This is a genomic window from Gilliamella sp. B2911 (genome assembly GCF_026536965.1).
Lineage (GTDB): Bacteria > Pseudomonadota > Gammaproteobacteria > Enterobacterales > Orbaceae > Gilliamella > Gilliamella apicola_E.
The window spans coordinates 115,100-141,614 of record NZ_JAFNNA010000004.1; the positions used below are offsets into that span (position 1 = coordinate 115,100).

At 34.5% G+C, this 26,515-nt stretch carries 26 protein-coding genes, 1 pseudogene and 1 other annotated feature; of the genes and pseudogenes, 12 read left to right on the plus strand and 15 right to left on the minus strand.

Annotated elements, in window-relative coordinates:
• Positions 1–64 precede the first annotated feature (64 nt).
• Positions 65–1,219, minus strand: a complete 1,155-nt coding sequence (locus J3U27_RS05345; protein ID WP_267377014.1) for a hypothetical protein — start codon at positions 1,217–1,219, stop codon at positions 65–67.
• A 140-nt stretch (positions 1,220–1,359) separates the two neighbouring features.
• Entirely contained in the window at positions 1,360–1,911 is a 552-nt protein-coding gene (locus tag J3U27_RS05350) for a cysteine hydrolase family protein (RefSeq protein ID WP_065734872.1), read from the minus strand.
• Between the two features lie 106 nt (positions 1,912–2,017).
• On the opposite strand from J3U27_RS05350, the gene J3U27_RS05355 reads away from it, so the two are divergent.
• From J3U27_RS05355 to hisIE, 9 genes are all read left to right on the plus strand, one after another.
• Positions 2,018–2,410 carry an Lrp/AsnC family transcriptional regulator gene (locus tag J3U27_RS05355; RefSeq protein WP_065563469.1) on the plus strand — a complete coding sequence of 131 codons (393 nt, stop codon included), beginning with the start codon at positions 2,018–2,020 and terminating at the stop codon, positions 2,408–2,410.
• Between the two features lie 191 nt (positions 2,411–2,601).
• Positions 2,602–2,727 (plus strand) — a sequence feature (His leader region).
• Positions 2,728–2,759: 32 nt separating this feature from the next.
• Entirely contained in the window at positions 2,760–3,659 is a 900-nt protein-coding gene (gene hisG / locus J3U27_RS05360) for an ATP phosphoribosyltransferase (protein WP_065563470.1), read from the plus strand.
• 4 nt (positions 3,660–3,663) lie between these two features.
• On the plus strand, positions 3,664–4,962 hold the full coding sequence (hisD, locus tag J3U27_RS05365) for a histidinol dehydrogenase (RefSeq protein ID WP_267330307.1): 1,299 nt from the start codon (positions 3,664–3,666) through the stop codon (positions 4,960–4,962).
• A 12-nt stretch (positions 4,963–4,974) separates the two neighbouring features.
• Positions 4,975–6,033, plus strand: a complete 1,059-nt coding sequence (gene hisC, locus J3U27_RS05370; protein ID WP_267377015.1) for a histidinol-phosphate transaminase — start codon at positions 4,975–4,977, stop codon at positions 6,031–6,033.
• Positions 6,034–6,041: 8 nt separating this feature from the next.
• The gene (gene hisB / locus J3U27_RS05375; RefSeq protein WP_065563473.1) at positions 6,042–7,109 is read left to right on the plus strand and encodes a bifunctional histidinol-phosphatase/imidazoleglycerol-phosphate dehydratase HisB; all 1,068 of its coding nucleotides are present in this window, start codon (positions 6,042–6,044) and stop codon (positions 7,107–7,109) included.
• A complete protein-coding gene (hisH, locus tag J3U27_RS05380; RefSeq protein ID WP_065563474.1) occupies positions 7,110–7,697 on the plus strand; it encodes an imidazole glycerol phosphate synthase subunit HisH in 588 nt (195 codons plus the stop codon). It begins immediately after the preceding gene.
• Between the two features lie 17 nt (positions 7,698–7,714).
• Positions 7,715–8,452 (plus strand): 1-(5-phosphoribosyl)-5-[(5-phosphoribosylamino)methylideneamino]imidazole-4-carboxamide isomerase, encoded by a 738-nt coding sequence (gene hisA / locus J3U27_RS05385; RefSeq protein ID WP_416380543.1) that lies wholly within the window; start codon positions 7,715–7,717, stop codon positions 8,450–8,452.
• On the plus strand, positions 8,434–9,210 hold the full coding sequence (gene hisF, locus J3U27_RS05390) for an imidazole glycerol phosphate synthase subunit HisF (protein WP_065734876.1): 777 nt from the start codon (positions 8,434–8,436) through the stop codon (positions 9,208–9,210). The genes hisA and hisF overlap by 19 nt, the downstream gene beginning before the upstream one ends.
• Complete coding sequence (hisIE, locus tag J3U27_RS05395; protein ID WP_267377017.1) at positions 9,204–9,830, plus strand: bifunctional phosphoribosyl-AMP cyclohydrolase/phosphoribosyl-ATP diphosphatase HisIE; 627 nt, start codon at positions 9,204–9,206, stop codon at positions 9,828–9,830. Before hisF ends, hisIE begins: the two co-directional genes overlap by 7 nt.
• Before the next feature lie 75 nt (positions 9,831–9,905).
• Here the strand turns inward: hisIE and cysB are convergent, their stop codons facing one another.
• The 3 genes from cysB to matP all read right to left on the minus strand — a co-directional run bounded on the left by cysB (position 9,906) and on the right by matP (position 14,137).
• The gene (gene cysB / locus J3U27_RS05400) at positions 9,906–10,877 is read right to left on the minus strand and encodes an HTH-type transcriptional regulator CysB (protein WP_267336883.1); all 972 of its coding nucleotides are present in this window, start codon (positions 10,875–10,877) and stop codon (positions 9,906–9,908) included.
• A 165-nt stretch (positions 10,878–11,042) separates the two neighbouring features.
• On the minus strand, positions 11,043–13,643 hold the full coding sequence (gene topA, locus J3U27_RS05405) for a type I DNA topoisomerase (RefSeq protein WP_267377018.1): 2,601 nt from the start codon (positions 13,641–13,643) through the stop codon (positions 11,043–11,045).
• Positions 13,644–13,672: 29 nt separating this feature from the next.
• A complete protein-coding gene (gene matP, locus J3U27_RS05410; protein WP_065563479.1) occupies positions 13,673–14,137 on the minus strand; it encodes a macrodomain Ter protein MatP in 465 nt (154 codons plus the stop codon).
• Positions 14,138–14,286: 149 nt separating this feature from the next.
• Here matP and J3U27_RS05415 point away from each other — a divergent pair, with 149 nt between their 5' ends.
• Positions 14,287–15,969: an amidohydrolase gene (locus J3U27_RS05415; protein WP_267377019.1), complete on the plus strand. Its 1,683-nt coding sequence runs from the start codon at positions 14,287–14,289 to the stop codon at positions 15,967–15,969.
• A 55-nt stretch (positions 15,970–16,024) separates the two neighbouring features.
• On the opposite strand, the gene J3U27_RS05420 is transcribed toward J3U27_RS05415, so the two are convergent.
• Positions 16,025–17,431 (minus strand): PTS fructose transporter subunit IIC, encoded by a 1,407-nt coding sequence (locus J3U27_RS05420; protein WP_267377020.1) that lies wholly within the window; start codon positions 17,429–17,431, stop codon positions 16,025–16,027.
• The gene (locus J3U27_RS05425; protein ID WP_267377021.1) at positions 17,424–17,858 is read right to left on the minus strand and encodes a PTS sugar transporter subunit IIA; all 435 of its coding nucleotides are present in this window, start codon (positions 17,856–17,858) and stop codon (positions 17,424–17,426) included. Before J3U27_RS05425 ends, J3U27_RS05420 begins: the two co-directional genes overlap by 8 nt.
• A gap of 769 nt (positions 17,859–18,627) precedes the next feature.
• Between J3U27_RS05425 and J3U27_RS05430 the strand changes: the two genes are divergently transcribed.
• Entirely contained in the window at positions 18,628–19,467 is an 840-nt protein-coding gene (locus J3U27_RS05430; protein WP_267377022.1) for an SDR family NAD(P)-dependent oxidoreductase, read from the plus strand.
• A complete protein-coding gene (locus J3U27_RS05435) occupies positions 19,464–20,993 on the plus strand; it encodes an AMP-binding protein (RefSeq protein WP_267377023.1) in 1,530 nt (509 codons plus the stop codon). The genes J3U27_RS05430 and J3U27_RS05435 overlap by 4 nt, the downstream gene beginning before the upstream one ends.
• Before the next feature lie 179 nt (positions 20,994–21,172).
• Here J3U27_RS05435 and J3U27_RS05440 read toward each other — a convergent pair whose 3' ends face one another.
• From J3U27_RS05440 to J3U27_RS05470, 8 genes and pseudogenes are all read right to left on the minus strand, one after another.
• Positions 21,173–21,616 carry a hypothetical protein gene (locus tag J3U27_RS05440; RefSeq protein ID WP_267377024.1) on the minus strand — a complete coding sequence of 148 codons (444 nt, stop codon included), beginning with the start codon at positions 21,614–21,616 and terminating at the stop codon, positions 21,173–21,175.
• A 217-nt stretch (positions 21,617–21,833) separates the two neighbouring features.
• Positions 21,834–21,974: a hypothetical protein gene (locus J3U27_RS05445; RefSeq protein ID WP_267330298.1), complete on the minus strand. Its 141-nt coding sequence runs from the start codon at positions 21,972–21,974 to the stop codon at positions 21,834–21,836.
• A 293-nt stretch (positions 21,975–22,267) separates the two neighbouring features.
• Positions 22,268–22,405 (minus strand): SEL1-like repeat protein, encoded by a 138-nt coding sequence (locus tag J3U27_RS11640; RefSeq protein WP_081299558.1) that lies wholly within the window; start codon positions 22,403–22,405, stop codon positions 22,268–22,270.
• 21 nt (positions 22,406–22,426) lie between these two features.
• Positions 22,427–22,588 (minus strand): annotated as a pseudogene (locus tag J3U27_RS11645) (tetratricopeptide repeat protein); the annotation flags it as partial.
• A gap of 6 nt (positions 22,589–22,594) precedes the next feature.
• A complete protein-coding gene (locus tag J3U27_RS05455; protein WP_176701545.1) occupies positions 22,595–22,759 on the minus strand; it encodes a hypothetical protein in 165 nt (54 codons plus the stop codon).
• The gene (locus J3U27_RS05460; protein WP_065563485.1) at positions 22,741–23,352 is read right to left on the minus strand and encodes a tetratricopeptide repeat protein; all 612 of its coding nucleotides are present in this window, start codon (positions 23,350–23,352) and stop codon (positions 22,741–22,743) included. Before J3U27_RS05460 ends, J3U27_RS05455 begins: the two co-directional genes overlap by 19 nt.
• A gap of 326 nt (positions 23,353–23,678) precedes the next feature.
• Positions 23,679–24,878, minus strand: coding sequence for a tetratricopeptide repeat protein (locus J3U27_RS05465; protein WP_267377025.1), 1,200 nt, complete (start codon positions 24,876–24,878; stop codon positions 23,679–23,681).
• Between the two features lie 324 nt (positions 24,879–25,202).
• Entirely contained in the window at positions 25,203–26,402 is a 1,200-nt protein-coding gene (locus tag J3U27_RS05470; RefSeq protein ID WP_267377026.1) for a tetratricopeptide repeat protein, read from the minus strand.
• Positions 26,403–26,515: the final 113 nt, after the last annotated feature.

Consider the following 26,515-nt stretch of genomic DNA (forward strand, 5'->3'; position numbering starts at 1 on the left):
ATCAATCCATAAAATATAAACTAACATCAATCGGCAAGTAATTTGAAACTATTTAACTAAAGTCTCAATCCACCATATCTTGCTTGTCACTTAGACTCTCAATAAAATCTTCAACTACTAAAGCGGCTTTTTGAGCGCCTTCTAAATATTTATCAATGAACTCTTGGTTGTAAATGGGTTCCTCTCCATAATTGGCTTTATTATCATGATTAATAAATTCATAGTGAAGTGATACTTTAAAATCCCCTTTATATTCATAAATATAATGACATGCTAAATCCTTATCAATTGAACATTTAATTACTAAAGGTTCAGATTGAATAGGTAACCAATTTGGTTGGGGAACAATTAGAATATTATTATTTTTAAATCTATACAGAACTATATTATTGTCAAATTGATTACTCTCTATAAATTTATTATAACAATAATCGCAGTTTTCTTTACTTTTTGCATACTCTAAGTTTTCTTGAAATATTTTAAATGAACTGTCATCAGAGCTATTCTTATTAGTTCTAAAAAAATCAATATCTAAATTGTTAAATTGTAAATTTTCATTTTTTATATTATTGCAATAAGCAGTTAATGCTTTGGATGTTGGATGAAGGCAAATATCACTCGAGTCAATTCTAATATCACTAATTTTATCAATTTTATGAGCTACATCATTAGAAAACTTCTCGCAAAATTTTCTTTCTGAAACATTAGCACTATTATATCCTTCAATAACCCAAAATGGTGAATATTTAGAATTCGGATAAATACGTAAGATTGTATCTTTGGACAGTTCAACTAAACGTCCATTTTTTTTGCACTCGCTACTTGGTCTATTTTCTAAATACTTAGTCACGCCAGGTACTATGATTAAATAAGTCGGCCAAAAGAAAGTACAAAATAATGGTAATAATATATAACTCAATAGAGAAGCCAATTTATGTCTTGAACCAAAATATTTTTTCGTTTCTGATTGGCAAAAACGAATGATAAGCGGAAAAACAATAGCTGAAAGAAAAAATACAAAAAACTCTAAATTAGCATTGATTGAAATATAAATAGCTAAAGCCAAAATTATAGTTGCAAGAATTGCTCTAATAATTCGATTCATTCTTGCAAAGATAACTATGAACGACAGAACATAAAAGAAATAAAAAATTGGCAACAAGAATAATAATATAATAACCTCTCTTGCTACATGATGCCCTCCAACGGATTGAAACATGTATATACCTCTAACAGAATAATTAATATCAAATTATTTTGATATCAGCTAGTATTATCACAGATAAATATTAATGTCAAAAATAAGAATTTTTATTTCAATTATTAAAGTTTAAGATAGTATTTCAGTTATTCACTTCATTAAATTTTTTGTATAAACGATTCACACTTCATTACTGTTGCAAACTTCATTAATGCAGACATAAAACTATCATGAACTACTTGAGAAGCAATTATATTGCCATTAAAGCTAAGATCACGAGTAGTACAAGCATCATGAATCAAAATTGGTTGATAATTTAGTTCAAATGCACAACGAGTGGTGGAATCAACACACATGTGACTCATCATTCCACAAATCACTAATTGTGATATACCTAATTGCTCTAACTTCTGTTGTAAATGAGTTTGGTAAAAGCTATTTGGATATGCTTTTTGAACAATAAATTCATTATGCTCTTCAAGAGGAAGTAATTTAGAATGTAACTGACTTCCGTAGCTATTTTTTACAAAAAAAGCGGCATTAACATCTTGATTAATGTGCTGTATATAAATAATCGGCAATTGCTTTTGACGGAAATAATTTTGTAACTTTAAAATATACTTCAACGTCTGTTCGGTATTATTTAATGGGTATTTTCCCTCAGGGAAATAATCATTTTGCACATCAATAATTATTAATGCTTGCGTCATTTTGCTCTCCTTTATAATGTTTTATGTTATTATTCTGCAGGTATTAACTTTTAAATAACATAGTAAATTGAAGGAATTAACAGCAGTTCGCTTTCAAAATGAAAATATGGATAAAAAAGATCGCGCTATATTAAATGAGTTAAAAGAGAATAGTCGTCAATCTTGGCGAGAGATTGGAGAGAAGGTATTCTTGTCAAGCCAAGCAGTTGGTCAACGTGTGCAAGAGTTATTAAATAATCATATTATCGAAAAATTCACCATTAAAGAGCAAAAATCTCAATTACAATTTATTACTATTTATATGAATTCAAATCAATTTGAATCGTTTGAAAAGTTAGTAAAATCTTTTGATGAGGTTTCCGAATTTTACAAAATTACTGGTGATGGTTGTTATATGATTGTCTGCCACTTTGAAAATAATAGTCTAGAGAACTTCTTAAATAAAATTGCTGATTATAGTCGTTATAAAGTCAGCCATAAGTTAAAACAAATCTTATAATTAATCGTAAAAATAAATGATTAAATATTTATATTTGATAAGTCATTATGGTTAATAATAATCGCTTGCTTACAATTTATTTCAATAAATTAACAAAAAGATATTGCTCATTAATCGTTTCTGTTATATTTTGTACAACAGTTAAATTTAAAGGTTTTAATTTTTATGAATTGTTTTTGTATGACTAAACACCATCATCACCATCATTCCTGAATAGTCTTCGGGCGATTGGTGCTGGAAGACAAATGGTCTTCCGGTGATTTCGCAAAAGCAAATAGAGAACCCTCGGAAGATCAAACTTCCGAGGGTTTTTTGTTTGTGGTTAATAATTTTATTTAGGGAGAATAACATGTTGGATAATTCACGTTTACGTATAGCAATGCAAAAATCAGGACGTTTAAGTGATGAGTCAAAAAAATTACTAGCTCAGTGTGGTATCAAAATTAATCTACAAGAGCAACGTCTAATTGCTTTCGCTGAAAATATGCCAATTGATATTTTACGCGTTCGTGATGACGATATACCAGGCCTTGTGATTGATGGCGTAGTTGATATTGGTATTGTGGGCGAAAATGTTTTAGAAGAAGAAGTTCTAGATAGGCAAGCTGAAGGTTATAATCCACAATATAAAAAATTACGTAGACTTGATTTTGGAGGATGTCGTTTATCTATTGCCGCCCCTCGTGACTTTAACTATACAGGTCCTGAGTGCTTAAATAATTTGCGTGTAGCAACAACTTATCCTCACCTACTCCGCCGTTATCTCTCTCAATATAATGTAAGTTTTAAAACTTGTTTGCTTAATGGTTCTGTTGAAGTGGCTCCTCGAGCTGGTTTAGCTGATGTAATTTGTGATTTGGTATCAAGTGGTGCAACTCTTGAGGCCAATGGTTTACAAGAAATAGAAGTCATTTATAAATCTAAAGCATGCTTAATTCAACGTGAAGGTGAAATGTCCTGCACTAAACAAGCCCTAATCGATAAAGTGATGACTCGAATTCAAGGTGTAATTCAAGCTCGTGAATCTAAATATATTATGCTTCACGCTCCAACAGCAGTTTTAGATCAAGTTGTTTCGCTATTACCTGGTGCAGAAAATCCAACTATTTTACCATTAACCGGTGAGCAAAATCGGGTAGCATTACACATGGTTAGTACTGAGTCATTATTCTGGGAAACCATGGAAAAACTAAAAGCATTAGGTGCTAGTTCAATCCTTGTATTACCAATTGAAAAAATGATGGAGTAATCAAATGAAGCTTTCTTATTGGCAAAATTGTTCTAAAGAACAGCAAGCAGAATTATTAACTCGCCCGGCAATTGCTGCCTCAGATTCTATTAGCCAAGTGGTTAAAGATATTTTGACACAGGTTAAACAAAATGGTGACCAAGCCCTCAAAGCATTGAGTAGTAAATATGATAAAACTCAAACCAATCAAATTAAATTAACTGAAGATGAGATAAAAACAGCAACTAGTCGTGTCAAATCGGATTTAAAACAGGCAATGCAATTGGCTGTAAGCAATATTGAAAAATTTCATCAGGCACAAGTAAGACAGACCATAACAGTTGAAACTATGCCTGGTATCAAATGCCAGTCAGTCACTAGACCTATTGATTCTGTTGGTCTCTATATACCAGGAGGTTCTGCTCCTTTATTATCAACTGTTTTAATGCTCGCTATTCCAGCTAAAATTGCTGGTTGTCGTAAAGTGATTTTATGCTCACCTCCCCCAATTGCTGATGAAATTTTGTATGCAGCTGAACTTTGCGGTGTAACAGAAATCTATCAACTAGGTGGGGCACAAGCGATTGCTGCAATGGCATTAGGTACCGAGTCAGTTCCAAAAGTCGATAAAATATTTGGCCCTGGTAATGCTTATGTTACTGAAGCCAAACGTCAAGTAAGCCAACGTCTTGATGGTGCAGCTATTGATATGCCAGCAGGCCCTTCTGAAGTATTGGTCATCGCCGATAGTTCTGCTAATCCATCTTTTATAGCTGCTGATTTACTTTCTCAAGCTGAACATGGACCGGATTCACAAGTGGTACTACTTACTCCTGATGAGAAGATTGCACAGGAAGTTTCGATTGAGGTTGATAAACAACTTATGCAACTATCGCGCCAAGATATTGCTGAAAAAGCGTTGAAAGAAAGCCGACTTATTGTAACCAACGATTTAGAAGAATGTGTAGATATCAGCAACCGTTATGGGCCTGAGCATTTAATTATTCAAACTAAAAATGCGGATCAACTGGTTGATAAAATTAATAGTGCCGGTTCAATATTTATCGGTGATTGGTCACCAGAGTCTGCTGGCGATTATGCATCAGGTACAAATCATGTATTACCTACTTATGGTTATACCTCAACTTATTCAAGCCTCGGGTTACCAGATTTTCAAAAACGGATGACTGTACAAAAATTAACGCCTGATGGATTGAAAGCGATAGGTACAGCAGTTGAGCTAATGGCACAAGCTGAGCAACTGACTGCACACAAAAATGCGGTAACGATTCGCTTAGCTAAACTTAATGCTGATAATAAATAATAGGTGGATAAAATGGATATTAATCAATTAGTCAGAAAAAACGTACAAAAGTTGACACCTTATCAATCAGCCAGACGTATTGGTGGTAAAGGTGACGTGTGGTTAAATGCCAATGAATACCCTGTTGCCCCCAATTATCAGTTAACAGAACAAACATTAAACCGTTATCCAGAAGCACAGCCTGAACATGTTATAAATGGTTATGCGCAGTATGCAGGAGTTCGACCTGATCAAGTGATAGTTAGCCGCGGTGCTGACGAAGCGATAGAGCTATTAATGCGTGCTTTTTGTGAACCTGATACAGATACAATACTTTACTGTCCACCAACTTATGGTATGTATCAAGTCAGTGCTGAAACTTTAGGAATAAAAACTAAAACTGTACCGACCAAATCAGATTGGCAACTTGATCTTGAAGGAATTAAGCAAAATATTGATAGTGTTAAATTAATCTATGTTTGTTCACCAAATAATCCAACTGGTAATTTAATCAATCAAGATGATATTAAAACATTACTTAATATAGCCGAAGATCGAGCGCTAGTTGTGATTGATGAGGCTTATATTGAGTTTTCGCCTAATTCAACGGTAGTCAGTTGGCTTAAAGACTTTCCTCACTTAGTGATTTTACGCACCTTATCAAAAGCATTTGCACTTGCCGGCTTACGTTGTGGATTTACTTTAGCTAATAAGCCAGTAATCGACGCGTTACAAAAAGTGATCGCTCCATATCCATTAGCTACACCTGTAGCTGACATTGCCACTCAGGCATTGAGTAAAGATGGTATTAATACGATGAGATTGCATGTCATCAATCTGAATAATCAAAAAGAAAAGCTGGCTAAGCATCTTTCAGCACTGCCTATAGTCGAAAAAGTTTATCCTAGTGAATCAAATTATTTATGTGTTAAATTTCAGAGTAATAAGGATGTATTTCATAAACTTTGGAATGAAGGCATTATATTGCGTGACCAAAGTAAATCAATTGGTCAAGATGGTTTTGTTCGAATTTCGATTGGTACTCAAGCTGAATGTGAAGCAGTAATAACAGCACTTAAAGTCATAATATAGGAGCAAGTATGTTACAAAAATATTTATTTATCGATCGTGATGGAACATTAATTGTTGAACCTCCTATCGATTTTCAAGTTGATAGTTTCGAAAAACTTGAATTTGAACCTAATGTGATACCCGCATTACTTAAATTACAAGCTGCTGGTTATAAATTAGTTATGGTGACCAATCAAGATGGTTTAGGCACCAGCAGCTATCCACAAGCCAAATTTGATGGCCCTCATAACTTAATGATGCAAATATTTGAATCACAAGGCGTCAGATTTGAAGAAGTTTTAATTTGTCCACATTTTCCTGAGGACAATTGTGAGTGCCGTAAACCTAAACTAAAACTGGTGCTTCCTTATTTAATGAATGGCAACTTAGACAAACAAAATAGCTATGTAATTGGTGACAGGGTCACTGATATCCAGCTTGCAGAAAATATGCAAATAAAAGGGTTACGTTATGATCCAGTAAATCTTAATTGGAACGAAATAGCTCAACGTTTAACCACAGCAGATCGTTATGCAAAAGTCGAAAGAAACACCAAAGAGACTAAGATTTTAGTTGAGGTTTGGTTAGATAGACAAGGTGGTAGCCAAATTAATACAGGTATTGGTTTTTTTGACCATATGCTCGATCAAATTGCTACTCATGGTGGCATTAAACTCAATATCCAAGTTGAAGGTGATCTTCATGTTGATGATCATCACACCATTGAAGATACTGGCCTTGCTTTAGGTGAAGCGCTAAAACAAGCTCTTGGAGATAAACGTGGAATCACACGCTATGCATCAGTTATTCCAATGGATGAATGTTTAGCAAAATGTGCAATAGATATTTCTGGTCGGCCTTACCTTGTATTTTCGGCACAATTTAGTGATCCTAAAGTTGGAGATATGAGTACACAAATGGTAGAGCATTTCTTCTACTCTTTAACTTATGCTATGGGGATCACCTTACATATTGAAACATTGGGAAATAATGATCATCATAGAATCGAAAGCTTATTTAAAGCGTTTGCTCGAACACTTAAACAAGCAATTAAAATTGAAAGTGATAGATTACCTAGTTCGAAAGGAGTGCTATAGATGAAAATTGTCATTCTCGATACAGGCTGTGCAAATCTTTCATCAGTAAAATACGCAATACAACGACTAGGCTATAATCCAATTATTAGTCTTGAACCTGATATTGTGCTTGAGTCGGATAAACTCTTTTTACCGGGTGTGGGTTCCGCATCTGCAGCAATGAAAAAGTTAAAAGAACGGAATTTAATCGAGCTGATAAAAGTTTGCACCCAACCTGTATTAGGCATCTGCCTTGGTATGCAACTTTTGGCCGATTATAGTAATGAAGGGCATGTCCATACGTTAGGTATCATTCACGAAAAAGTCTCTGAAATTCCTGATTGTGGACTACCACTACCGCATATGGGGTGGAATCAAGTTAACCCTAAAGCTGGCCACCATTTATTCCGAGATATTCCTAATGGTGCTTATTTTTACTTTGTACATGGATACGCCTTACCATTATGCTCATCAACTATCGCAGAAACCAATTACGGCGAAAGCTTTACAGCTGCCGTACAAAAAGACAACTTTTACGGTGTGCAATTTCATCCAGAGCGTTCTGGCTCAGCCGGTGCAAAATTACTAAAGAACTTTTTGGAGATGTAAAAATGGCAGTTTACCCTATTATTATTCCTGCTCTTGATTTAATTGATGGCACTGTGGTTCGATTACACCAGGGTGATTATGAACAAAAACGTGATTATGGTAATGATCCTTTAACTCGATTACAAGACTATCAGAGGCAAGGAGCTAAATTACTACATTTAGTTGATTTAACAGGTGCTAAAGATCCAAAAGCTCGGCAAATCACATTAATTAAAACACTGATTAATGGTGTCCAAGTTCCAGTACAAGTTGGAGGAGGAATTCGCAGTGAAGATGATGTTAAAGCCCTTCTCTCTGCTGGTGCAGCACGAGTTGTTATCGGTTCAACTGCAATTAAAGATCCCAAATTAGTAAAAAAATGGTTTGAAAATTATGGACCTGAATCTTTGGTATTAGCATTGGATGTTCGTATTGACAAATATGGCAATAAAAATGTCGCTATTCATGGCTGGCAAGAAGATTCTAAGCAAACTTTAGAACAAGTAATTGAGGATTACTTACCTTATGGCTTAAAACATGTCCTTTGTACTGACATTTCAAAAGATGGTACATTAACTGGTTCTAACATAAGCTTGTATCAAGAAATTAGCAAAAAATACCCAACTATTGATTTTCAAGCTTCTGGTGGAATCGGACAGTTGAACGATGTAAAGGACTTAAAAGACAGTGGTGTTGCTGGTGTCATTGTGGGTCGGGCATTACTAGAAGGTAAATTTACAGTTCAGGAGGCAATTTCATGTTGGCAAAAAGGATAATACCTTGCTTGGACGTTCGTAATGGTCAAGTTGTTAAAGGCGTGCAATTCCGTAATCACGAAATCATTGGTGATATTGTACCATTAGCTAAACGCTATGCGGAAGAAGGTGCAGATGAACTGGTTTTCTATGATATCACTGCTTCATCTGATGGGCGTGTGGTTGATAAAAGTTGGGTGGCTAAAGTTGCTCAAGTTATTGACATACCCTTTTGTGTTGCTGGTGGTATAAAAACGGTTGAAGATGCTGGGCAGATTTTAACTTATGGAGCAGATAAAATTTCAATTAACTCCCCTGCTTTAGCTAACCCAAACTTGATTACTCAATTAGCTGATTGCTTTGGTGTGCAATGTATCGTGGTAGGGATTGATACTTGGTATGATAAAGATTCAGATAGTTATCACGTTTATCAATTTACCGGTGATGAAAAGCGAACTGTAGCCACCAAATGGAATACAATTGATTGGGTTCAAGAGGTCCAAAAGCGAGGTGCCGGTGAAATTGTATTGAATATGATGAACCAAGATGGTGTTCGTAATGGTTATGATCTTAAGCAACTTAAAACGATTAGAGAAGTTTGCCAAGTACCACTGATTGCTTCTGGCGGTGCGGGTACTATGGAGCATTTTTTACAAGCTTTTAAAGAAACTAATGTTGATGGTGCTTTAGCGGCTTCAGTCTTTCATAAACAAATTATTAATATTGGCGAACTTAAACAATATTTAGCTCAACATGGAGTAGAAATACGATTATGTTAACTCAACATTCCCAAATACAGATAGATACAAAATCACTTGATTGGCAAAAAATCGATAATTTAATGCCAGTTATTATTCAGCATTATATTTCTGGTGAAGTGCTCATGCTGGGTTATATGAATCAGGAAGCTTTAGCTCAAACTCTAAGTAGCGGAAAAGTAACGTTTTATTCTCGAACTAAACAACGTTTATGGACCAAAGGCGAAACCTCAGGCAACTTTTTAAACGTGGTTAATATCTCAACCGATTGTGATAACGATACGCTGTTAATTTTAGTCAATCCGATTGGACCAACTTGTCATACTGGAACAAACAGCTGCTTTAAGAATTCTAAAACTGAATGGGGCTTTCTATACGATTTAGAACAATTACTTGGCTCTCGTAAGCAAGCTGATCCTAACACCTCTTATACTGCAAAACTCTATCATGATGGTACTAAGCGTATTGCTCAGAAAGTCGGAGAAGAAGGTGTAGAAACAGCCCTTGCTGCCACTGTACGAGATAAAGAAGAATTGAAAAATGAATCGGCAGATTTGATTTACCATCTATTAGTCTTACTACAGGATCAAAATCTACCACTCCAAGATGTGATTGGCATTTTAAAAGCTAGACATAAATAATATTAAAAAGAAACCAAGCGAGGCACAATCTTTGAGCTTGGTTTCTTAAAATACATTTCAAAATGACCTATCGATTTATCTAACAGGTAATTTAACTCCATTAAACATAGCTTGCACTGCTACATTGTTTTCACAAAGACTAATTTTATCTATTGTTTGTCTATTTAAATGTGGAGAAAATTGACTAATAAAATCATACATATAATTACGCAAGAACAGAGATCGCGCAAAGACGATATAAGTTGTACTGTAAGGGAATATATGGCCGGCATTTAGCACCACAAATTCACAATCTGAACTTTCATCAACCGCCATTTTAGCCACAATGCCAACACCAACACCTAATTTGACATAGGTTTTAATCAAATCAGCATCAGTAGTGCTAAATACAATATTTGGGACTTGATTAGCTTTAATAAATGCCTGATTAAGATCGGAACCATCATTAGAAAAATCATAACTAACTAATGGATATTTAGATAGCTCATCAATTGTAACTAAACTGCTTTTAGCTAAAGGGTGATCTTTCATGACAATGACAGCTTGGTTCCAATGATAACAAGGTAATGCAATCATATCATCACTAAGATCTGATAAATCGGTCACGATAGCAAAATCAGCTTGTCCAGTTTGTACTTGCATCAGGCATTGAGGAGATGACCCTTGTTCCATATGAAGAGTGATACTCGGGTACTGTTGCATAAATTGTTGGATAACAAGAGGTAAAGTATAACGAGCTTGAGTATAAGTGGTTGTTATCGTTAATGAGCCTTGATTTGGTTGACTAAACTCTTTAGCTAAAATTTTAATATCTTGTGCTTTATTCAAAATATCACGGGCTAAAGCTATAATCTGCTCACCAACTGGTGTAACTTCTGAAAGATGTTTACCTACACGGGTAAAGATTTGTACATTTAGCTCATCTTCCAATAATTTAATCTGCTTACTTATTCCAGGTTGAGAGGTATAAAGTTTTTCAGAGGTAAGCGATACATTGAGATCATTATTAACAACCTCAACAATATAACGCAGCTGTTGCAACTTCATGACAAAGGCTCCTTTAACTATATACCTTTCCCTTTTCTCAAAAAAAACTTGAGGAAAGGGGTTTTTTAAGGTAATTCCCTTCACACCTTACCACAAAAACGGCTTTTTATATTAAACAGCTACTGAACCTGAGCTATTCTTTATAAAATGATTAAGTGTTATTACCTATTTTTTACTATTAACCCATTTACCATGAACATATTGCATGACCCAACCAGTAGATTTGCCGTTAACTTCAGAAGTAACATACTGTTCTTTATTCTTTCGGCTATAACGAACAATACTTGGATTACCATTTGGATCATGGCTTGGTGCTTCAGTTAAATAAATAAATTTTTCTGGTAAACGATATTTAAAGCGTTGTAACTCTTCAACTAATGGTGCACGAGTTTCCCGTGATTTTGGGAAATTATGCGCTGCTAAAAATATACCTGATGCACCATCTCTAAGGACAAAATGTGCATCTGATTTAGTACATTGTAATTCAGGCAAATCAACTGGATCTTCTTTAGGAGGAGCCACATCACCATTTTTCAAGATTTTACGTGTATTTTTACAATCTTGATTAGTACAGCCCATATAGAGTCCAAAACGACCTGATTTAAGGTGCATTTCTGATCCACATTTTTCACATTCGATAATGGGCCCATCATAACTTTTTACTTTAAATGTACCCTTTTCAACCAAAGAACCATCACAAATAGGATTATTACCACAAATATGTAGCTTACGCTCATTATCAAGCAGATAACTATCCATAGCGGTATGACATTTAGGGCAACGCTTAAGTGCTCTTAAAGCGTTGGTTTCAGCTGTTTCAGCTTCTTCCAAAATGTTTAAGGTTTCATGTTCTGGAATTAAGTTAATTGTCTGCTTACAACGCTCTTTTGGCGGTAATGCATAACCAGAACAAGCTAAAAACACGCCGGTTCCTGCAGTTTTAATCCCCATTTCACGACCACAATTAGGACATTTAATTTCTGGTGTTAAAACTAAAGGATTTAATTGCATTCCACCATGATCTGGATCTTGTTCAGCGATTTCAAGATGCTGGCTAAAATCTTCAAAAAATTGATCTAAAACTTCGCGCCATTCTTGTTTTTTATTAGCGATCTCATCAAGTGCATGTTCCATACGAGCGGTAAAATCATAACTCATAAGATCATTAAAATTTTCACTTAATCTATCGGTAACAATTTCACCAATTTTTTCTGCGTAAAAACGACGATTATCTAATCGTACATATCCACGATCTTGAATAGTTGAAATGATCGTTGCATAAGTAGAAGGACGGCCAATTTCTCGTTTTTCCAACTCTTTTACTAAAGAAGCTTCATTGTAACGAGCAGGTGGTTTAGTAAAATGTTGATCTGGATTTAAGCTAAGTAACTCTAAAATATCGTTGACAGATACAGCGGGTAACATTTTATCTTCATTGTTTTTACTCAACTGAGATTGTACTTTTGTCCAACCATCAAAACGTAAAGTACGACCTTTTGCTTTTAAAGTAAAATCCCCAGCTTTAACAGTAACAGTAATTGAGTTATATTCAGCTGATGTCATTTGACAAGCAACAAATTGACGCCAAATTAGTTGATATAACTTAACAGCATCAACCTCAACATCACTCAGACTTGTAGCTTGTATATTAACATCAGAAGGACGAATAGCTTCGTGCGCTTCTTGTGAGTTTTTCTTACTGGTATAAACATTCGGTGATTTTGGTAGATATTTATCACCATAATTTTCACCAATATAATCTCGGACCATCGTTAATGCGTCTTGACTCAAATTTGTAGAGTCGGTACGCATATAAGTAATATAACCTGCCTCGTATAAACGCTGTGCTAACATCATTGTCTTTTTCACCCCGAAGCCAAGGCGAGTACTTGCAGCTTGTTGTAAAGTCGACGTAATAAATGGCGCAGTTGGATTACTTTTAGTTGGCTTTTCTTCAATATTGGTTACTTGATATTGTTTATTATTTAGCTCTGCTAAAGCAATATCAATAGCAACCCGATCTTTCGGTTCAAACGCATCATCTTTATAATGCGTAACTTGCATAGTTAGTTTTTCTTGATTAGTTGTTTTTAAGTCAGCATAGAGCTCCCAATATTCTTCAGGAATAAAGGCATGGATTTCACGTTCACGTTCAACAACTAATCGTACCGCAACGGATTGGACTCGACCAGCTGACAAACCTCTTGCTACTTTTTTCCAAAGTAATGGCGACACCATAAAACCAACTACGCGGTCCATAAATCGGCGTGCCTGCTGAGCATTAACACGATCCATATCAAGCATAGCAGGATGCTTAAACGCATTTTGAATCGCAGTTTTAGTGATTTCGTTAAATACAACACGTCGATATTTATCATCATCACCACCAATAACATCTTTTAGATGCCACGCGATGGCTTCCCCTTCTCTATCCAAGTCGGTTGCGAGATAAATCATATCCGCATCTTTGGCTAACTTTTTAAGCTCATCAACTACCCGCTCTTTACCGGGTAAAATTTCATAATGAGCTTTCCAACCATTATAAGGATCGACACTCATACGATCGACTAAGATCTGCTTTTCAGATCGTTTTACTTTCTTCTCGGCTTTATCTTTGCTGGTTTTTTCATTGCGGTGGCTACTACCACTAACTGGAAGATCTCGAATATGCCCCACGCTTGATTTAACCACGAAATCTTTGCCAAGATATTTATTAATTGTTTTTGCTTTTGCTGGTGATTCCACAATAACAAGGGATTTTCCCATAATTAAACCTATTTATCCTGTAGTTTAAGTTATTTACTGTCTAAATTAACATCAAGTAATGACAGTAAATCATCTTTAATTGTCGACACTTTACTTGCATACTGCTCTTTTTGCTCTGCATCTTCAATTAATTGTGTAATTGTTTGTGACAACGTACATCCCCGGCGTTTAGCTAAATTAGCTAATCTTTGCCAGACTAGAAATTCTAAATCAATAGACTTTTTACGTGTATTTTGCTGCTCGGCATTAAAATGTCGTTTTCGTCGCGCCCGAATGGTTTGCTTCATGCGGTTATCTAAATCGGGATTTAAATGCTGCTTAATCCAATCAACGACGGCTGTCGGTTTGTGTTCTAATAACAATAGTTCATTTACGGCTTGTTGAGCTGCACTCTTTTCAACATAACGAGTGATAGGCTCCCCTTCTAAATGTCTTTTTACTAAATAGTGCCACTTCCAACCGCATTCAAGGTTTTCTAATTGTTGATATTTCATAAGCTCACCTTGTGACGCTGTAACTAAATACGTTAGTTGTAGCATAATCTTGACACACAATAAAGAAAATTATTGCATTTGACAAATTTTTTATAAATCTGCTATCGTTCGCCTATCATTTTGAACTTCTACTTAAGGAATTACAAATAATGGCAAAAGCCGATGTTATTTATATTAATGGTTACATTTACACTGCTGACGAGCATGATACCGTTTGTGAAGCGCTTGCAATTAAAAATGGCTATATTATTGCAACTGGTACCACACAAGAGATAAATAACTCCCAATATGTTGATAATTGTACAATAATTCATGATCTACTAGGTAAAACAATGATGCCTGGCATAATTGATGCTCATCTACATACCTTTTGGGGCGGTATGCAATTATCATCATGTAATTTAAATTATCAAAGTTTAACTGTTGATACTACCTTAGCCATTATTCAAGAATATTTAGATAATGATTCCGCAGACAATAGTAAAAATTGGTTACAAGTTCGTGGCTGGTTACGCCAAGAAGTGTTACCAATCGGAACCGACATTACCCGCTTTGATCTTGATAAACTTAATACCACGCGCCCTGTAATTCTGTTTTCAAATGATTGTCATACGCTTGTTGCAAATAGCATTGCTTTAGAAAAATTTGGACTTGACCGTAATACGCCAGAGCCTTCTGATGGAAAAATTGGACGCACTGAAGATGGCGAATTAAACGGTATATTAGAAGATGCCCCTGCTATGCGCGCGTTTGACAGCATCTCTAAAATTACCGATGAACAAGCAGTAAACATAGCTAAATTATCACAAACTGAATTAAATAAGCAAGGTGTAACGTCAGTTATGGATGCACGCATCACTGAAACACAAGCCGATGCATATCTAAAATTACAACAACAAGATCAGCTCTCAATACGTTTATTTGGTGCACGTGAATTACCACCTGATGATGTCGGTTCTATTGAAGATATTCCTGCTGTTATTGATCGCGTTAAACAATTTGCTAAGCGTTATGATGATAAAAACTGGCAACCTAAGCCAGGTATAAAAGTATCGCATACCAAATTATTTGTCGATGGAGTGATGCAAGCACCATTAATGACAGCTCGCTTACTAAAACCTTATCAATTAGAAAATGAAAAAGATCGTCTCGGTGATCTATATTATTCAACAGAGATGTTAGATGCATTAATACTCGAATCATCTAAAGCTGGATTTCATCCTCACATGCATACTGTTGGCGAAGGAGCAATTGAAGTTGTTCTTAACGCGATTGAAAAAATGCGAAAAACACTACCAGATGCGGATATTCGTCCAAGTACTGCACATAATGAACTCAGTGCAATGCATCAATTTGCACGTTATAAACAATTGAAAACCAGTGTAGTATTTTCATTCCAATGGGCTGGCTGTAGCTCAGCAATGGTAGAACAATACGAAACCTTATTTGGAGCCGAACGCTATAATGGTTTAGAAGCCCACGGTCAGTATATAGATGCTGGAGTCACTTGTGCGTTTGGTAGCGATTGGCCAATTGATCCACTTAATGAATGGTATGATTTCCAAATTGCCATGACCAGACAAATTGATGCACAGCACCCTCGTTTAAATAGTGACCGCAACTTAACAGCGACCGAAGTCCTACGCTGTGCAACAATTGGCGCCGCTTATGTGTTAAAACAAGATGATTATATAGGCTCTATAGAAAAAGGAAAATTTGCAGATTTAATTATTTTAGATCGTAATCCATTTACCATTGCAGCAACGGATATTCAAAATGTCAAAGTATTAACTACGATTGTTGGAGGGAAAACAGTTTATCAACACGCCTAATAATCGTTAAAAAAATTTATTACCCCGCCTATTAGTCGGGGTAATTTTTCAATGATTAATCAGCATCAACGATAACATCGCCTTCCACTGCTGGTTTTCGAGAAAAATGTAAAATCGCAGCAATAATAAATGCTCCGATAAACATATCAATGACATACCATAATGCACCTTTGGTTACACCACCTAACGCAACTAAACCACCAAATGCAACTAATGAATCAATACCATTAATCATGCCTAACATTCCCGCAACTGCTGTACCAACAACGATCGCAATAATAATGCGTTTTGGATCTTTAGCCGCAAATGGAATCGCCCCTTCTGTAATACCAGCTAGGGATAAAAAGAACGCAGTAATACCAAACTCTTTTTCTTCCTTAGTATATTTAGAGCGAGACACAATCAAAGAAGAAATAGCCAATCCTAAAGGAGGAATTGCACAGCACATACGAAATACACCATTAGGACCGTAAACACCTTCTGCCATAGCTGCTAATGTAAAGGCTGTAGCTGCTTTACTACATGGTCCGCCCATATCTAGCGCTGCAAGAACACCAATTCCTATACCTAAAAATGCTGCGTTAAATTCAGACATGCCTTTTAAAGTTTCGACCATTGCTTTTACAAACCAATCAAGCGGATATGACAAGCCATAAATATAAATAGGAGCCATAACTAATAAGGTCACAGTTGGAATAATCATAACAGGCATAACCGAGGCAATAACTGGATGGACTTTAACTGTTTTAAACCATTTTACAAAATAACCAATTAAAACACCGAAAATCATAGCACCAATAAAGCCTGTACTTACATGATTAGCACCAATTGGATTATTTACTACATATCCCATAATAAATGCTGGAGCTAAAGCGGCATTTCCACCAATCGAATAAGCCATATATGCCGCAAGCACAGGTACCATCATTGCAAAGCCATAAAACGCAACTTGCTGTAAATCGGCAAAGAATTGATTACTTGGTAAAATAGTGTCACCAGTTACATGACCTGTCATTAACACTATTGAAAAAAGAATACCTGAAGCAATAATAACTGGTAAAAATTTACTGATACCGGTATTTAATGACCTAAATATTTCTTTTCCAATACTCTCCTTAACTTCTTTTTTTGATGATAGTGCTTCAGCATTGTTAAAAATATTAACCGTGTTTTTAACCGCTTCACCGGTGCTGACCTTAATCACATTTTTAAAAGGTTCTAACCTTTCAGCATTATCAATAGAAATATCTGTTGCTAACAAAATCACATCAGCACTTTTTAAATCTTGTTCTGTTAAAACATTATCAATCCCTGCTGCGCCTTGTGTTTCGACCTTACAATCCCATCCTCGCTTTTTAGCTTCATTTTCAATTTTTTGTTTAGCAATATAAGTATGAGCCATACCCGCTGTACAGGCACATATGGCCACAATTTTTTTATTTTTTAGCGATTCTTTACTCATATAAACCTCGAATTAATTTTGCTACAGTTTGAATATCACTATTTAACAGTTCTTCAATAAAATCATCATCAGCCAAATTAGATGCCAATTTAGCAATTATTGTCAAATGCTCTTTATCCGCATTTTGTGGAGCGCCAATCATTACCACTAACTTAACTTTATTTTCATTATTCCAAATTATTCCTGGATTATACTTACCTACCACAATAAATGGTGTTTTCACTGCGCCACTTTTAGCATGAGGCAAAGCAATATCTGTTAGTACATCTGTATCCATTTCTTTTTCATGATTCATAAGATCTTGGAAAAATTGTGTGACATTGTTTAAATACTCGTTACTGTTTTCTGCCATTAATTTGATCACTAATGATTTATCTTGAGCAAGATTATCAGTTAGTTCGACGGGAATAACCGGAATTAAAGCCATAAATAAGTCCTCTTGATAATTATTTAGTATAAAATTTTAGTAAAATAAAGATATACAAAACAAATATATAACGTTCATTTTTTATTGACACTTAATTTTTTGATTAAATAATTTGATCTTGCTCACAAATATGAAATATTTAAAATTTATTGATGATTAAAGTAATCATTACTTTCAATAGCAAATTATCACACCGAATAAAACTAGTTGATAAAAATTAACTGCTGAGCAGCAACCAATTATTGCGTTATAAAAGAAGTAAAAATTCTAGATGTTGAGAATAACATTCTAAAAATCTCACATGTACTTAACCAATTATCAAATATTAAGATAACATGCTGGCTTTTAAAATTTGTGCTGCATTGAAAAGTAAAGCTTGCATTCGAATTGCATAATCAAAGATTTATAAATCAGTGAAATATGGAGTAATGTTATTACAATTTAAAGCATCATCAAGGGTTTAAGCAATCATTTGTTTTCAGCAGATAATAATACTTGAACGTTTAAAAGAATAATCTTCAAGTTTATTAAGCTTTACATTCAACTCTGATGCAGCAAAATTTTTAATAGGGGAAAAGCAATCTAATAAATAACTTGCTTGAAATACTGACAGTTAGAAATTAATACAATAATTTCAAGTTTCTTAAGGAAGGTCTGTTTTTTATTTAGATATAAACTTTAAAATCAACTTATTTTAAAAAACATTAACTTGTTGACTGATTGAATGTTTACCTTATACTATGCGCAATTGTTTACCGGCAGTACAAAAATGTTCAACTCCTCAAATCTTCTTAATTGTGTACTCTTTCCAATCGTTAAGCCTAATTATTCAAAATTAAAATGCCAATTAGAAAATAAAGTGATTGTCATTACCGGCGCTAGCTATGGAATTGGTGAAAGTCTGGTTAATCTTTTAGCCAATATTCAATGTCATCTTATTTTAGTCGCTAGAACACATGATAAATTAATAAATATACAGCAGTCATTAGCTCACAAAAAAGCTAAGATTGATATATTTTCGGTTGATTTGCGCGAATCGGAACAATTGGATAATTTAATTACTAATTTACAGCGATACTCTGTTGATATCTTAATCAATAATGCTGGCAAATCAATTTGTCGGTCAATACTGCAATCATTATCACGTATGCATGATTTTGATAGAACGATGAAGTTAAATTATTATGCACCGGTCAAACTCTGCTTGGCGTTAATTCCCCAATTACAGCGTAATCAAGGGCAAATTATTAATGTTTCTGCCATAAACGTACTTTTAGCCCCAACGGCTAATTGGGCTGCTTATCAAGCCTCAAAAACGGCCTTTGACCAATGGTTAAGCTGTGCAAGGCCAGAATTGGAAAATCAGAAAATCAATGTTTCAACAGCTTATTTACCTCTTGTTAAAACACGAATGATTGAACCTACTAAGATTTATAAGAGATTTCCTGCCTTACAAGCTGATAAAGCTGCAGCCATAATCTGTCGTTTATTACAAACAAAAAAACATCAATATAAACCATGGTGGACTATCATAGTTCAACTTGCCTCATTATTTTTTAATAATATTTGGGTTAAATTGAACCGTTATTTTTTGAAGAAAAAGCTATGATAAAACTTATTAAAGCGCTGTATAAAAAGAAATTATTAACTTTATTAGGCATTTGGCACTTATTAAATAGCATTCATATTGTTGGTATCAATTTAATGGCGTTGCTTTATGTTCGTCAAAAACTTTCTCCTAACCAAATTGCTATCGATGAGAACGGCACTGGCACTGATTATCGTACCCTTTTTAATCAATCTCAGCACCTTGCCAAACAATTAGCAATTAATTTTAAAATAAAGCGTCATCAAAAAGTCGCTATTATAGCGCACAACCACCTACTCTTAGTTCATACTTTATTTGCTATGACAAGATTAGGCGTTGATGTTTATCTTATCAATACTGAACTGTCGACAAATCAACTTAAGTCCATTCACGAAAATGTCGGTTTTGACTGGATAATTCACGATCCAGAAATAGCGTGTTTATCAAATGTAAAAAGCTTACCCATTTATCATGAAAGCCTTATGTCAATTCACTCTCTATTAGTTTCGACCTCGACAATTGATGTAAAAATTAAAACGACCCACTTCTCAAAAATTACTGTTTTAACGAGTGGCACAACAGGCCGTTTTAAATTAGCAGCACGCGATAGTAAGGCACAAAATTTTATTAGTCCATTTTGTCAACTACTGGTGAAACTAAATCTTTTCCGTTATCAAAAAATCTATATTGCAACGCCTATTTATCATGGGTTTGGCATGGCAAGTTTATGTATCGCTGTGTTATTAGGTGCAACAATGTTTTTAACAAAAAAATTTGATAGTCAAAAAGCATGTGGGTTAATTGCGAGTAACCAAATAGAGGTGGTCACACTTGTTCCTTTAATGTTAAATAGGATGTTGAAATGCTCTAAACATCAACTCACTAGTTTAAAATGTATTATTACCGGAGGAGCGCCAATTACAGCAATATTAGTTGATCAAGTCATTACTACGCTTGGAAAGATATTATTCAATTTGTATGGCACATCAGAAGCAGGTATTTGCATGATTGCCTCGCCCGATGATCTCTCTATCAAACCTGAAACCATTGGTAAACCGCTGAGAGGATTATCAACTAAATTACAGAAGCAAAACAATGCATCACAAAAACACCATGAGCTGTTTATTAAATGTGCTTGGTCAACTGTAGGCAACTATTGGGTTTCAACAGGAGATTTAGTCTATCAAGATGCTGACGGTTATTACTTTTTAGCAGGTCGAGTTGATGATATGATTGTTTCAGGTGGTGAAAATGTTTATCCATATGAACTTGAACACTGCTTATCAACTCATCCGGAAATTAATGATGTAACAGTGATAAGTGTGCCGGATGAAGAATTCGGGCAAAGATTGGTCGCCTTTATTGTTTTAAATCCTAATACCGAACAATCCGAAACTAAAATACAGGACTGGCTTAAATCAAAAATAGCCCGTTATCAGATGCCCAAAAAAATCATTTTTATCGACGAACTACCTATGACAAGTATTGGAAAAATAAACCGTAAAAAATTACAAAAGCTATTTTTTAATCATTTAAGTAATGCATAACACTTAGTTAGCAATAAATGAACTGTTGTCCATTATTATATTCTAATAAAAATTTTTCTTAGAAAGGTATTATGAATTTGTAGGCGGCGCTATTTAACCTCTACTTTGAGTTACTCTTCTTGAAAAATAAGCCTGAAAAGTTGACTGGTTTATTTCTAGTTTTCAGTATTTATTTATGGTTAACGTCCTAAAAAAATATCTTTACTGGATCTAGAACCCTCATCTTTAATTTGTTTCTTCTTTTCTATTAAATAGTTATTTGCTTTGATATATATATCTTTATCGCATTCAATGTTTAAGATTAATTTATTATTACTTTTATTTATGACGAGAAAATGATTATCCTTATAATCAAAAATAATATTTTCTACCGATGTAGCACCTTTATTAAAATTAGATAAATTATAATAATATCTGAAAGTTACATATTGTTTTGAGATATGAATATAACCATACTCTTTTTCATCAACTTTAGCAAAAATTTTTAATGTTAAAGAATCCTCATCTTCAATTTTATCATATTGATAGGATTTTATATAAAACTTAGGGCTAGTAAATGAGCACGTAAATAACAAAGATATTATTAAAAAAGTTATAACTGAAATTACCTTAAAGATTTTCATTTCATTATACCTGCTGCTTAAGATGCACTATACATAGAACTTGCACATTGTCTTTTGAGCAAATTATATCCTTTTGTTGTATTTACCACATCATAATTATCAACATACATTTTTAAAATTAGACATTTGCATATCATCTACATCAAAACTTGTTCCTTTGAGACTAACGAACGAGAAAAACAAAACTTGAATTAAAAGAAAAATTTTTCCATTATGCCTATCCCTCTATTTTTAAATTTAAATCTTCTGGTGCTATGAAGATAGTTTCTTTGAAACCAACGCCTTTAGATGCTCCAACCAAAACTTTCTTTATTATCTTTTTCAACTCACCAATACCCATTCTAATTAATATATCCATAGCTTTTCTAGATATTAAAAGACCGTCCCCGAAGGGATTAACGAGAGTATTATAATCATGCGTATAAGCATAAACTTTGGTTAGCTTCCTTTTAGTTTTATGGGATCTTGGCTTATATTGGTTCCGGTATTACTGTCATAATATCGGAACCGATTAGATAAGCTGAAGCGTTGAAACTTTAAAAGGATTATGCATTACCATTCTAACACGAGTTGTTTTACTCATTCCGTCAGTTTAAAAATCAGCACTGGCGAGATATCAACACCATATATCTCCTTATATAGAAATAATATTTATTTCATTCCTTTATGAAGGATATAGCAACTTTCTTTAAATTTTAGCTCACAAGCTTGTTCAAAATACTTTTTAGCTAAATCACTATTTTTTTCAATTCTATCACCTTTATAATACATAACACCTAAATTATGCATTGCTTGAGTGTCACCATTATCTGCTGCTTTTGTGTACCAATATAATGCTTTTTTTTTATCAACTTTGACGCCCTCACCTTCGTCATACATGCGTGATAAACCATATTGCGCAATAGAACCCCCTTGTTCCGCTGCCTGAGTAAGCCAATATAGCGTTTTTTCAGTATTTTCTTCGACGCCGTCGCCGTTCTAATACATAAATGCTAAATTAAACTGAGCATCTTTATCTCCCTGCTCAGCCTCAGTGTTACAAGCAATAAAAGCTTTATCAAAAGCTTTTTGTTCGAAATAGGTAGCGCAATTATTAGCGTAAGCCGTGGTCGATAATAATGCTGTTAATACAACATATACCAATATAGCGCTTTTTCTTTATTTCCTTCATGATCAAGCATCCAGGTTAAACCACTGTGCTCCGCATAAACAAACCCTTGTTTAGTAGCTTTAGTGTACCAATAGAGCACTTTTTTTCTATTTTTATCGAAATCGAACGACCGCCCTAATTCATATTGAGCAACAATAAATCCTTGCTCTGCTGCTTTAGTGAGCCATTTTTCACGTTCAAACCTTCTGGATAAATCATATTGTGCTTGAACAGATCCGGCTTCCGCTGCTTGAGTGAGCCAATAGAGTGCTTTTTCTTTGTTTTCCTCGACTCCCTCACCTTCTTCATACATGCGTGATAAACCATATTGCGCAATAGAAACCCCTTGTTCCGCTGCCTGAGTAAGCCAATATAGTGCTTTTTCAGTATTTTCTTCGACACCGTAACCGTTGTAATACATAAATGCTAAATTAAACTGAGCATCTTTATCTCCCTGCTCAGCCTCAGTGTTACAAGCAATAAAAGCTTTATCAAAAGCTTTTTGTTCAAAATAGGTAACGCAATTATTAGCGTAAGCTGTCGTCGATAATAATGCTGTTAATACAACAAATAGTACTTTTTTCATTAGTTTTCCTTAAATTCCTAAAATATAATAATTTTTTTTATTTTGCCTGCTGGCAAGAAAAGAACAAAAATACGCTTACTATCTATTACTTGTTAACAATGTACTTTTAAATCGCTTATCGGTATATGCAGTTGATAAAATGACTAACACGCCAACCCAATATCTTGAGCCGTATTAAAATGTCACTGTTAAGCTAATTTATATCAAAAAAGTGATTGTGTTAACAGAATAAATAACATTTTGAGTCTATATAAAAAAAGAACTGCCTTAATATATGAGGCAGTTCTTTTAACATGTTTCTAATTTGCATGACTTATGAATAATGTTTATTTGATTCCTTTGTGAAGGATATCGCAACTTTCTTTAAATTTTAACTCACAAGCTTGTTCAAAATACTTTTTAGCTAACTCGCTATTTTTTTCAATACCATCACCTTTATAATACATAACGCCCAAATCATGCATTGCTTCAGTGTTACCATTATCTACAGATTTTTTATACCAAAATAGTGCTTTTTCTTTATCGACTTCGATCTCGTATCCTTTGTCATACATATGTGCTAAACGATATTGTGTTTGACTAAGCTCTTTTTTCATTGCGTTACTGAGCCAATATACCGTTTTATCTTTATTAACTTCGAGACCGTCACCTTTGTCATACATTTCTGCTAAATCATATTGCGCTTGAGCAATTCCATATTCTGGTACATCGCTTTTTCTAGGTAACCTCTTACGTAGTTCTGCTATAACATCGTCACTTTCATTATTCAAAACTGCTAAATAATACTGCGCCTCAACAAATCCTTTTTTTACTGCTTTCGTGTACCAATATACTGCTTTCTCTTTATTGACCTCAACACTGTCTCCTTTATCATATCTCTTTGCTAACTCGAATTGCGCCCTACCATCCCCTCGTTCCGCAGCTTTTGTATACCAATACACCGCTTTTTCTTGATTGACTTCGACACCGAGCCCATAGTTATAAATGTTTGCTAATCCAATTTGTGCAGAAATAAGCCCCTGTTGCTCAGCTTTAGTATACCAATATAGCGATTTTTCTTTATTACCATGTTGCCCTAAATCATATTGCGCAACAACAAATCCTTGCTCTGCTGCTTTAGTGAGCCATTTTTCACGTTCAAACCTATTGGATAAATCATATTGTGCTTGAACAGATCCGGCTTCCGCTGCTTGAGTGAGCCAATAGAGTGCTTGTTCTTTATCGACTTCGACTCCCTCACCTTCTTCATACATGCGTGATAAACCATATTGCGCAACAGAAACCCCTTGTTCCGCTGCCTGAGTAAGCCAATTTAGTGCTTTTTCTGTATTTTTTTCGACGCCGTCGCCGTTGTAATACATAAATGCTAAATTAAACTGAGCATCTTTATCTCCCTGCTCAGCCTCAGTGTTACAAGCAATAAAAGCTTTATCAAAAGCTTTTTGTTCGAAATAGGTAGCGCAATTATTAGCGTAAGCCGTCGTCGATAATAATGCTGTTAATACAACAAATTGTACTTTTTTCATTAGTTTTCCTTAATTTCCTTAAATATAATAATTTTTTTATTTTGTCTGCTGGCAAGAAAAGAACAAAAATACGTTTACTATCTATTACTTGTTAACAATGTACTTTTAAATCGCTTATCGGTATATGCAGTTGATAAAATGACTAACACGCCAACCAAATATCTTGAGCCGTATTAAAATGTCATTGTTAAGCTAATTTATATCAAAAAAGTAATTGTGTTAACAGAATAAATAACATTTTAAAGCTGTATAAAAAAGAACTGCCTTAATATGTGAGGCAGTTCTTTTAACATGTTTCTAATTTGCATGACTTATGAATAATGTTTATTTGATTCCTTTGTGAAGGATATCGCAACTTTCTTTAAATTTTAGCTCACAAGCTTGTTCAAAATACTTTTTAGCTAACTCGCTATTTTTTTCAATACCATCACCTTTATAATACATAACGCCCAAATCATGCATTGCTTCAGTGTTACCATTATCTACAGATTTTTTATACCAAAATAGTGCTTTTTCTTTATCGACTTCGATCTCTTCACCTTTGTCATACATATGTGCTAAACGATATTGTGTTTGACTAAGCTCTTTTTTCATTGCGTTACTGAGCCAATATACCGTTTTATCTTTATTAACTTCGAGACCGTCACCTTTGTCATACATTTCTGCTAAATGATATTGCGCTTGAGCAATTCCATATTCCGGTCCAGTGATTTTTCTACCTAACCTTTTACCTAGTTCTGCTATAACATCGTCACCTTCATTATTCAAAACTGCTAAATTATATTGCGCCTCAACAAATCCTTTTTTTGCTGCTTTCGTATACCAATATACTGCTTTCTCTTTATTGACTTCAACACCGTCTCCTTTGTCATATCTCTTTGCTAACTTTAATTGCGCCCAACCATCCCCTTGTTCCGCAGCTTTTGTATACCAATACACCGCTCTTTCTTGATTGACTTCGACACCGAGCCCATAGTTATAAATGTTTGCTAATCCAATTTGTGCAGAAATAAGCCCCTGTTGCTCAGCTTTAGTATACCAATATAGCGATTTTTCTTTATTACCATATTGTCCTAAATCATATTGCGCAACAACAAATCCTTGTTCTGCTGCTTTAGTGAGCCATTTTTCACGTTCAAACCTTTCGGATAAATCATATTGTGCTTGAACAGATCCGGCTTCCGCTGCTTGAGTGAGCCAATATAGTGCTTTTTCTCTGTTTTCCTCGACTCCCTCACCTTCTTCATACATGCGTGATAAACCATATTGCGCAATAGAAACCCCTTGTTCCGCTGCCTGAGTAAGCCAATTTAGTGCTTTTTCTGTATTTTCTTCGACGCCGTCGCCGTTGTAATACATAAATGCTAAATTAAACTGAGCATCTTTATCTCCCTGCTCAGCATCAGTGTTACAAGCAATAAAAGCTTTATCAAAAGCTTTTTGTTCGAAATAGGTAGCGCAATTATTAGCGTAAGCCGTCGTCGATAATAATGCTGTTAATACAACAAATTGTACTTTTTTCATTAGTTTTCCTTAATTTCCTTAAATATAATAATTTTTTTATTTTGCCTACTGACAAGAAAAGAATAGGCTTACTCTCTATTACTCGTTAACAATGTACTTTTAACTGGCTTATG

Coding starts and splice junctions, on each gene's coding strand:
- topA (WP_267377018.1), bottom strand. CDS start 13,643: ATGGGAAAATCCCTTGTTATTGTGGAATCACCAGCAAAAGCAAAAACA.
- J3U27_RS05425 (WP_267377021.1), bottom strand. CDS start 17,858: ATGGCTTTAATTCCGGTTATTCCCGTCGAACTAACTGATAATCTTGCT.
- hisD (WP_267330307.1), top strand. CDS start 3,664: ATGAAGCTTTCTTATTGGCAAAATTGTTCTAAAGAACAGCAAGCAGAA.
- J3U27_RS05420 (WP_267377020.1), bottom strand. CDS start 17,431: ATGAGTAAAGAATCGCTAAAAAATAAAAAAATTGTGGCCATATGTGCC.
- hisIE (WP_267377017.1), top strand. CDS start 9,204: ATGTTAACTCAACATTCCCAAATACAGATAGATACAAAATCACTTGAT.
- J3U27_RS05465 (WP_267377025.1), bottom strand. CDS start 24,878: ATGAAAAAAGTACAATTTGTTGTATTAACAGCATTATTATCGACGACG.
- J3U27_RS05460 (WP_065563485.1), bottom strand. CDS start 23,352: ATGAAAAAAGTACTATTTGTTGTATTAACAGCATTATTATCGACGACA.
- matP (WP_065563479.1), bottom strand. CDS start 14,137: ATGAAATATCAACAATTAGAAAACCTTGAATGCGGTTGGAAGTGGCAC.
- cysB (WP_267336883.1), bottom strand. CDS start 10,877: ATGAAGTTGCAACAGCTGCGTTATATTGTTGAGGTTGTTAATAATGAT.
- J3U27_RS05430 (WP_267377022.1), top strand. CDS start 18,628: ATGTTCAACTCCTCAAATCTTCTTAATTGTGTACTCTTTCCAATCGTT.
- J3U27_RS05435 (WP_267377023.1), top strand. CDS start 19,464: ATGATAAAACTTATTAAAGCGCTGTATAAAAAGAAATTATTAACTTTA.
- J3U27_RS05350 (WP_065734872.1), bottom strand. CDS start 1,911: ATGACGCAAGCATTAATAATTATTGATGTGCAAAATGATTATTTCCCT.
- J3U27_RS11640 (WP_081299558.1), bottom strand. CDS start 22,405: ATGCATAATTTAGGTGTTATGTATTATAAAGGTGATAGAATTGAAAAA.
- hisH (WP_065563474.1), top strand. CDS start 7,110: ATGAAAATTGTCATTCTCGATACAGGCTGTGCAAATCTTTCATCAGTA.
- J3U27_RS05415 (WP_267377019.1), top strand. CDS start 14,287: ATGGCAAAAGCCGATGTTATTTATATTAATGGTTACATTTACACTGCT.
- J3U27_RS05440 (WP_267377024.1), bottom strand. CDS start 21,616: ATGAAAATCTTTAAGGTAATTTCAGTTATAACTTTTTTAATAATATCT.
- hisB (WP_065563473.1), top strand. CDS start 6,042: ATGTTACAAAAATATTTATTTATCGATCGTGATGGAACATTAATTGTT.
- hisC (WP_267377015.1), top strand. CDS start 4,975: ATGGATATTAATCAATTAGTCAGAAAAAACGTACAAAAGTTGACACCT.
- J3U27_RS05445 (WP_267330298.1), bottom strand. CDS start 21,974: ATGGATATATTAATTAGAATGGGTATTGGTGAGTTGAAAAAGATAATA.
- J3U27_RS05345 (WP_267377014.1), bottom strand. CDS start 1,219: ATGTTTCAATCCGTTGGAGGGCATCATGTAGCAAGAGAGGTTATTATA.
- hisG (WP_065563470.1), top strand. CDS start 2,760: ATGTTGGATAATTCACGTTTACGTATAGCAATGCAAAAATCAGGACGT.
- J3U27_RS05470 (WP_267377026.1), bottom strand. CDS start 26,402: ATGAAAAAAGTACAATTTGTTGTATTAACAGCATTATTATCGACGACG.
- J3U27_RS05355 (WP_065563469.1), top strand. CDS start 2,018: ATGGATAAAAAAGATCGCGCTATATTAAATGAGTTAAAAGAGAATAGT.
- hisF (WP_065734876.1), top strand. CDS start 8,434: ATGTTGGCAAAAAGGATAATACCTTGCTTGGACGTTCGTAATGGTCAA.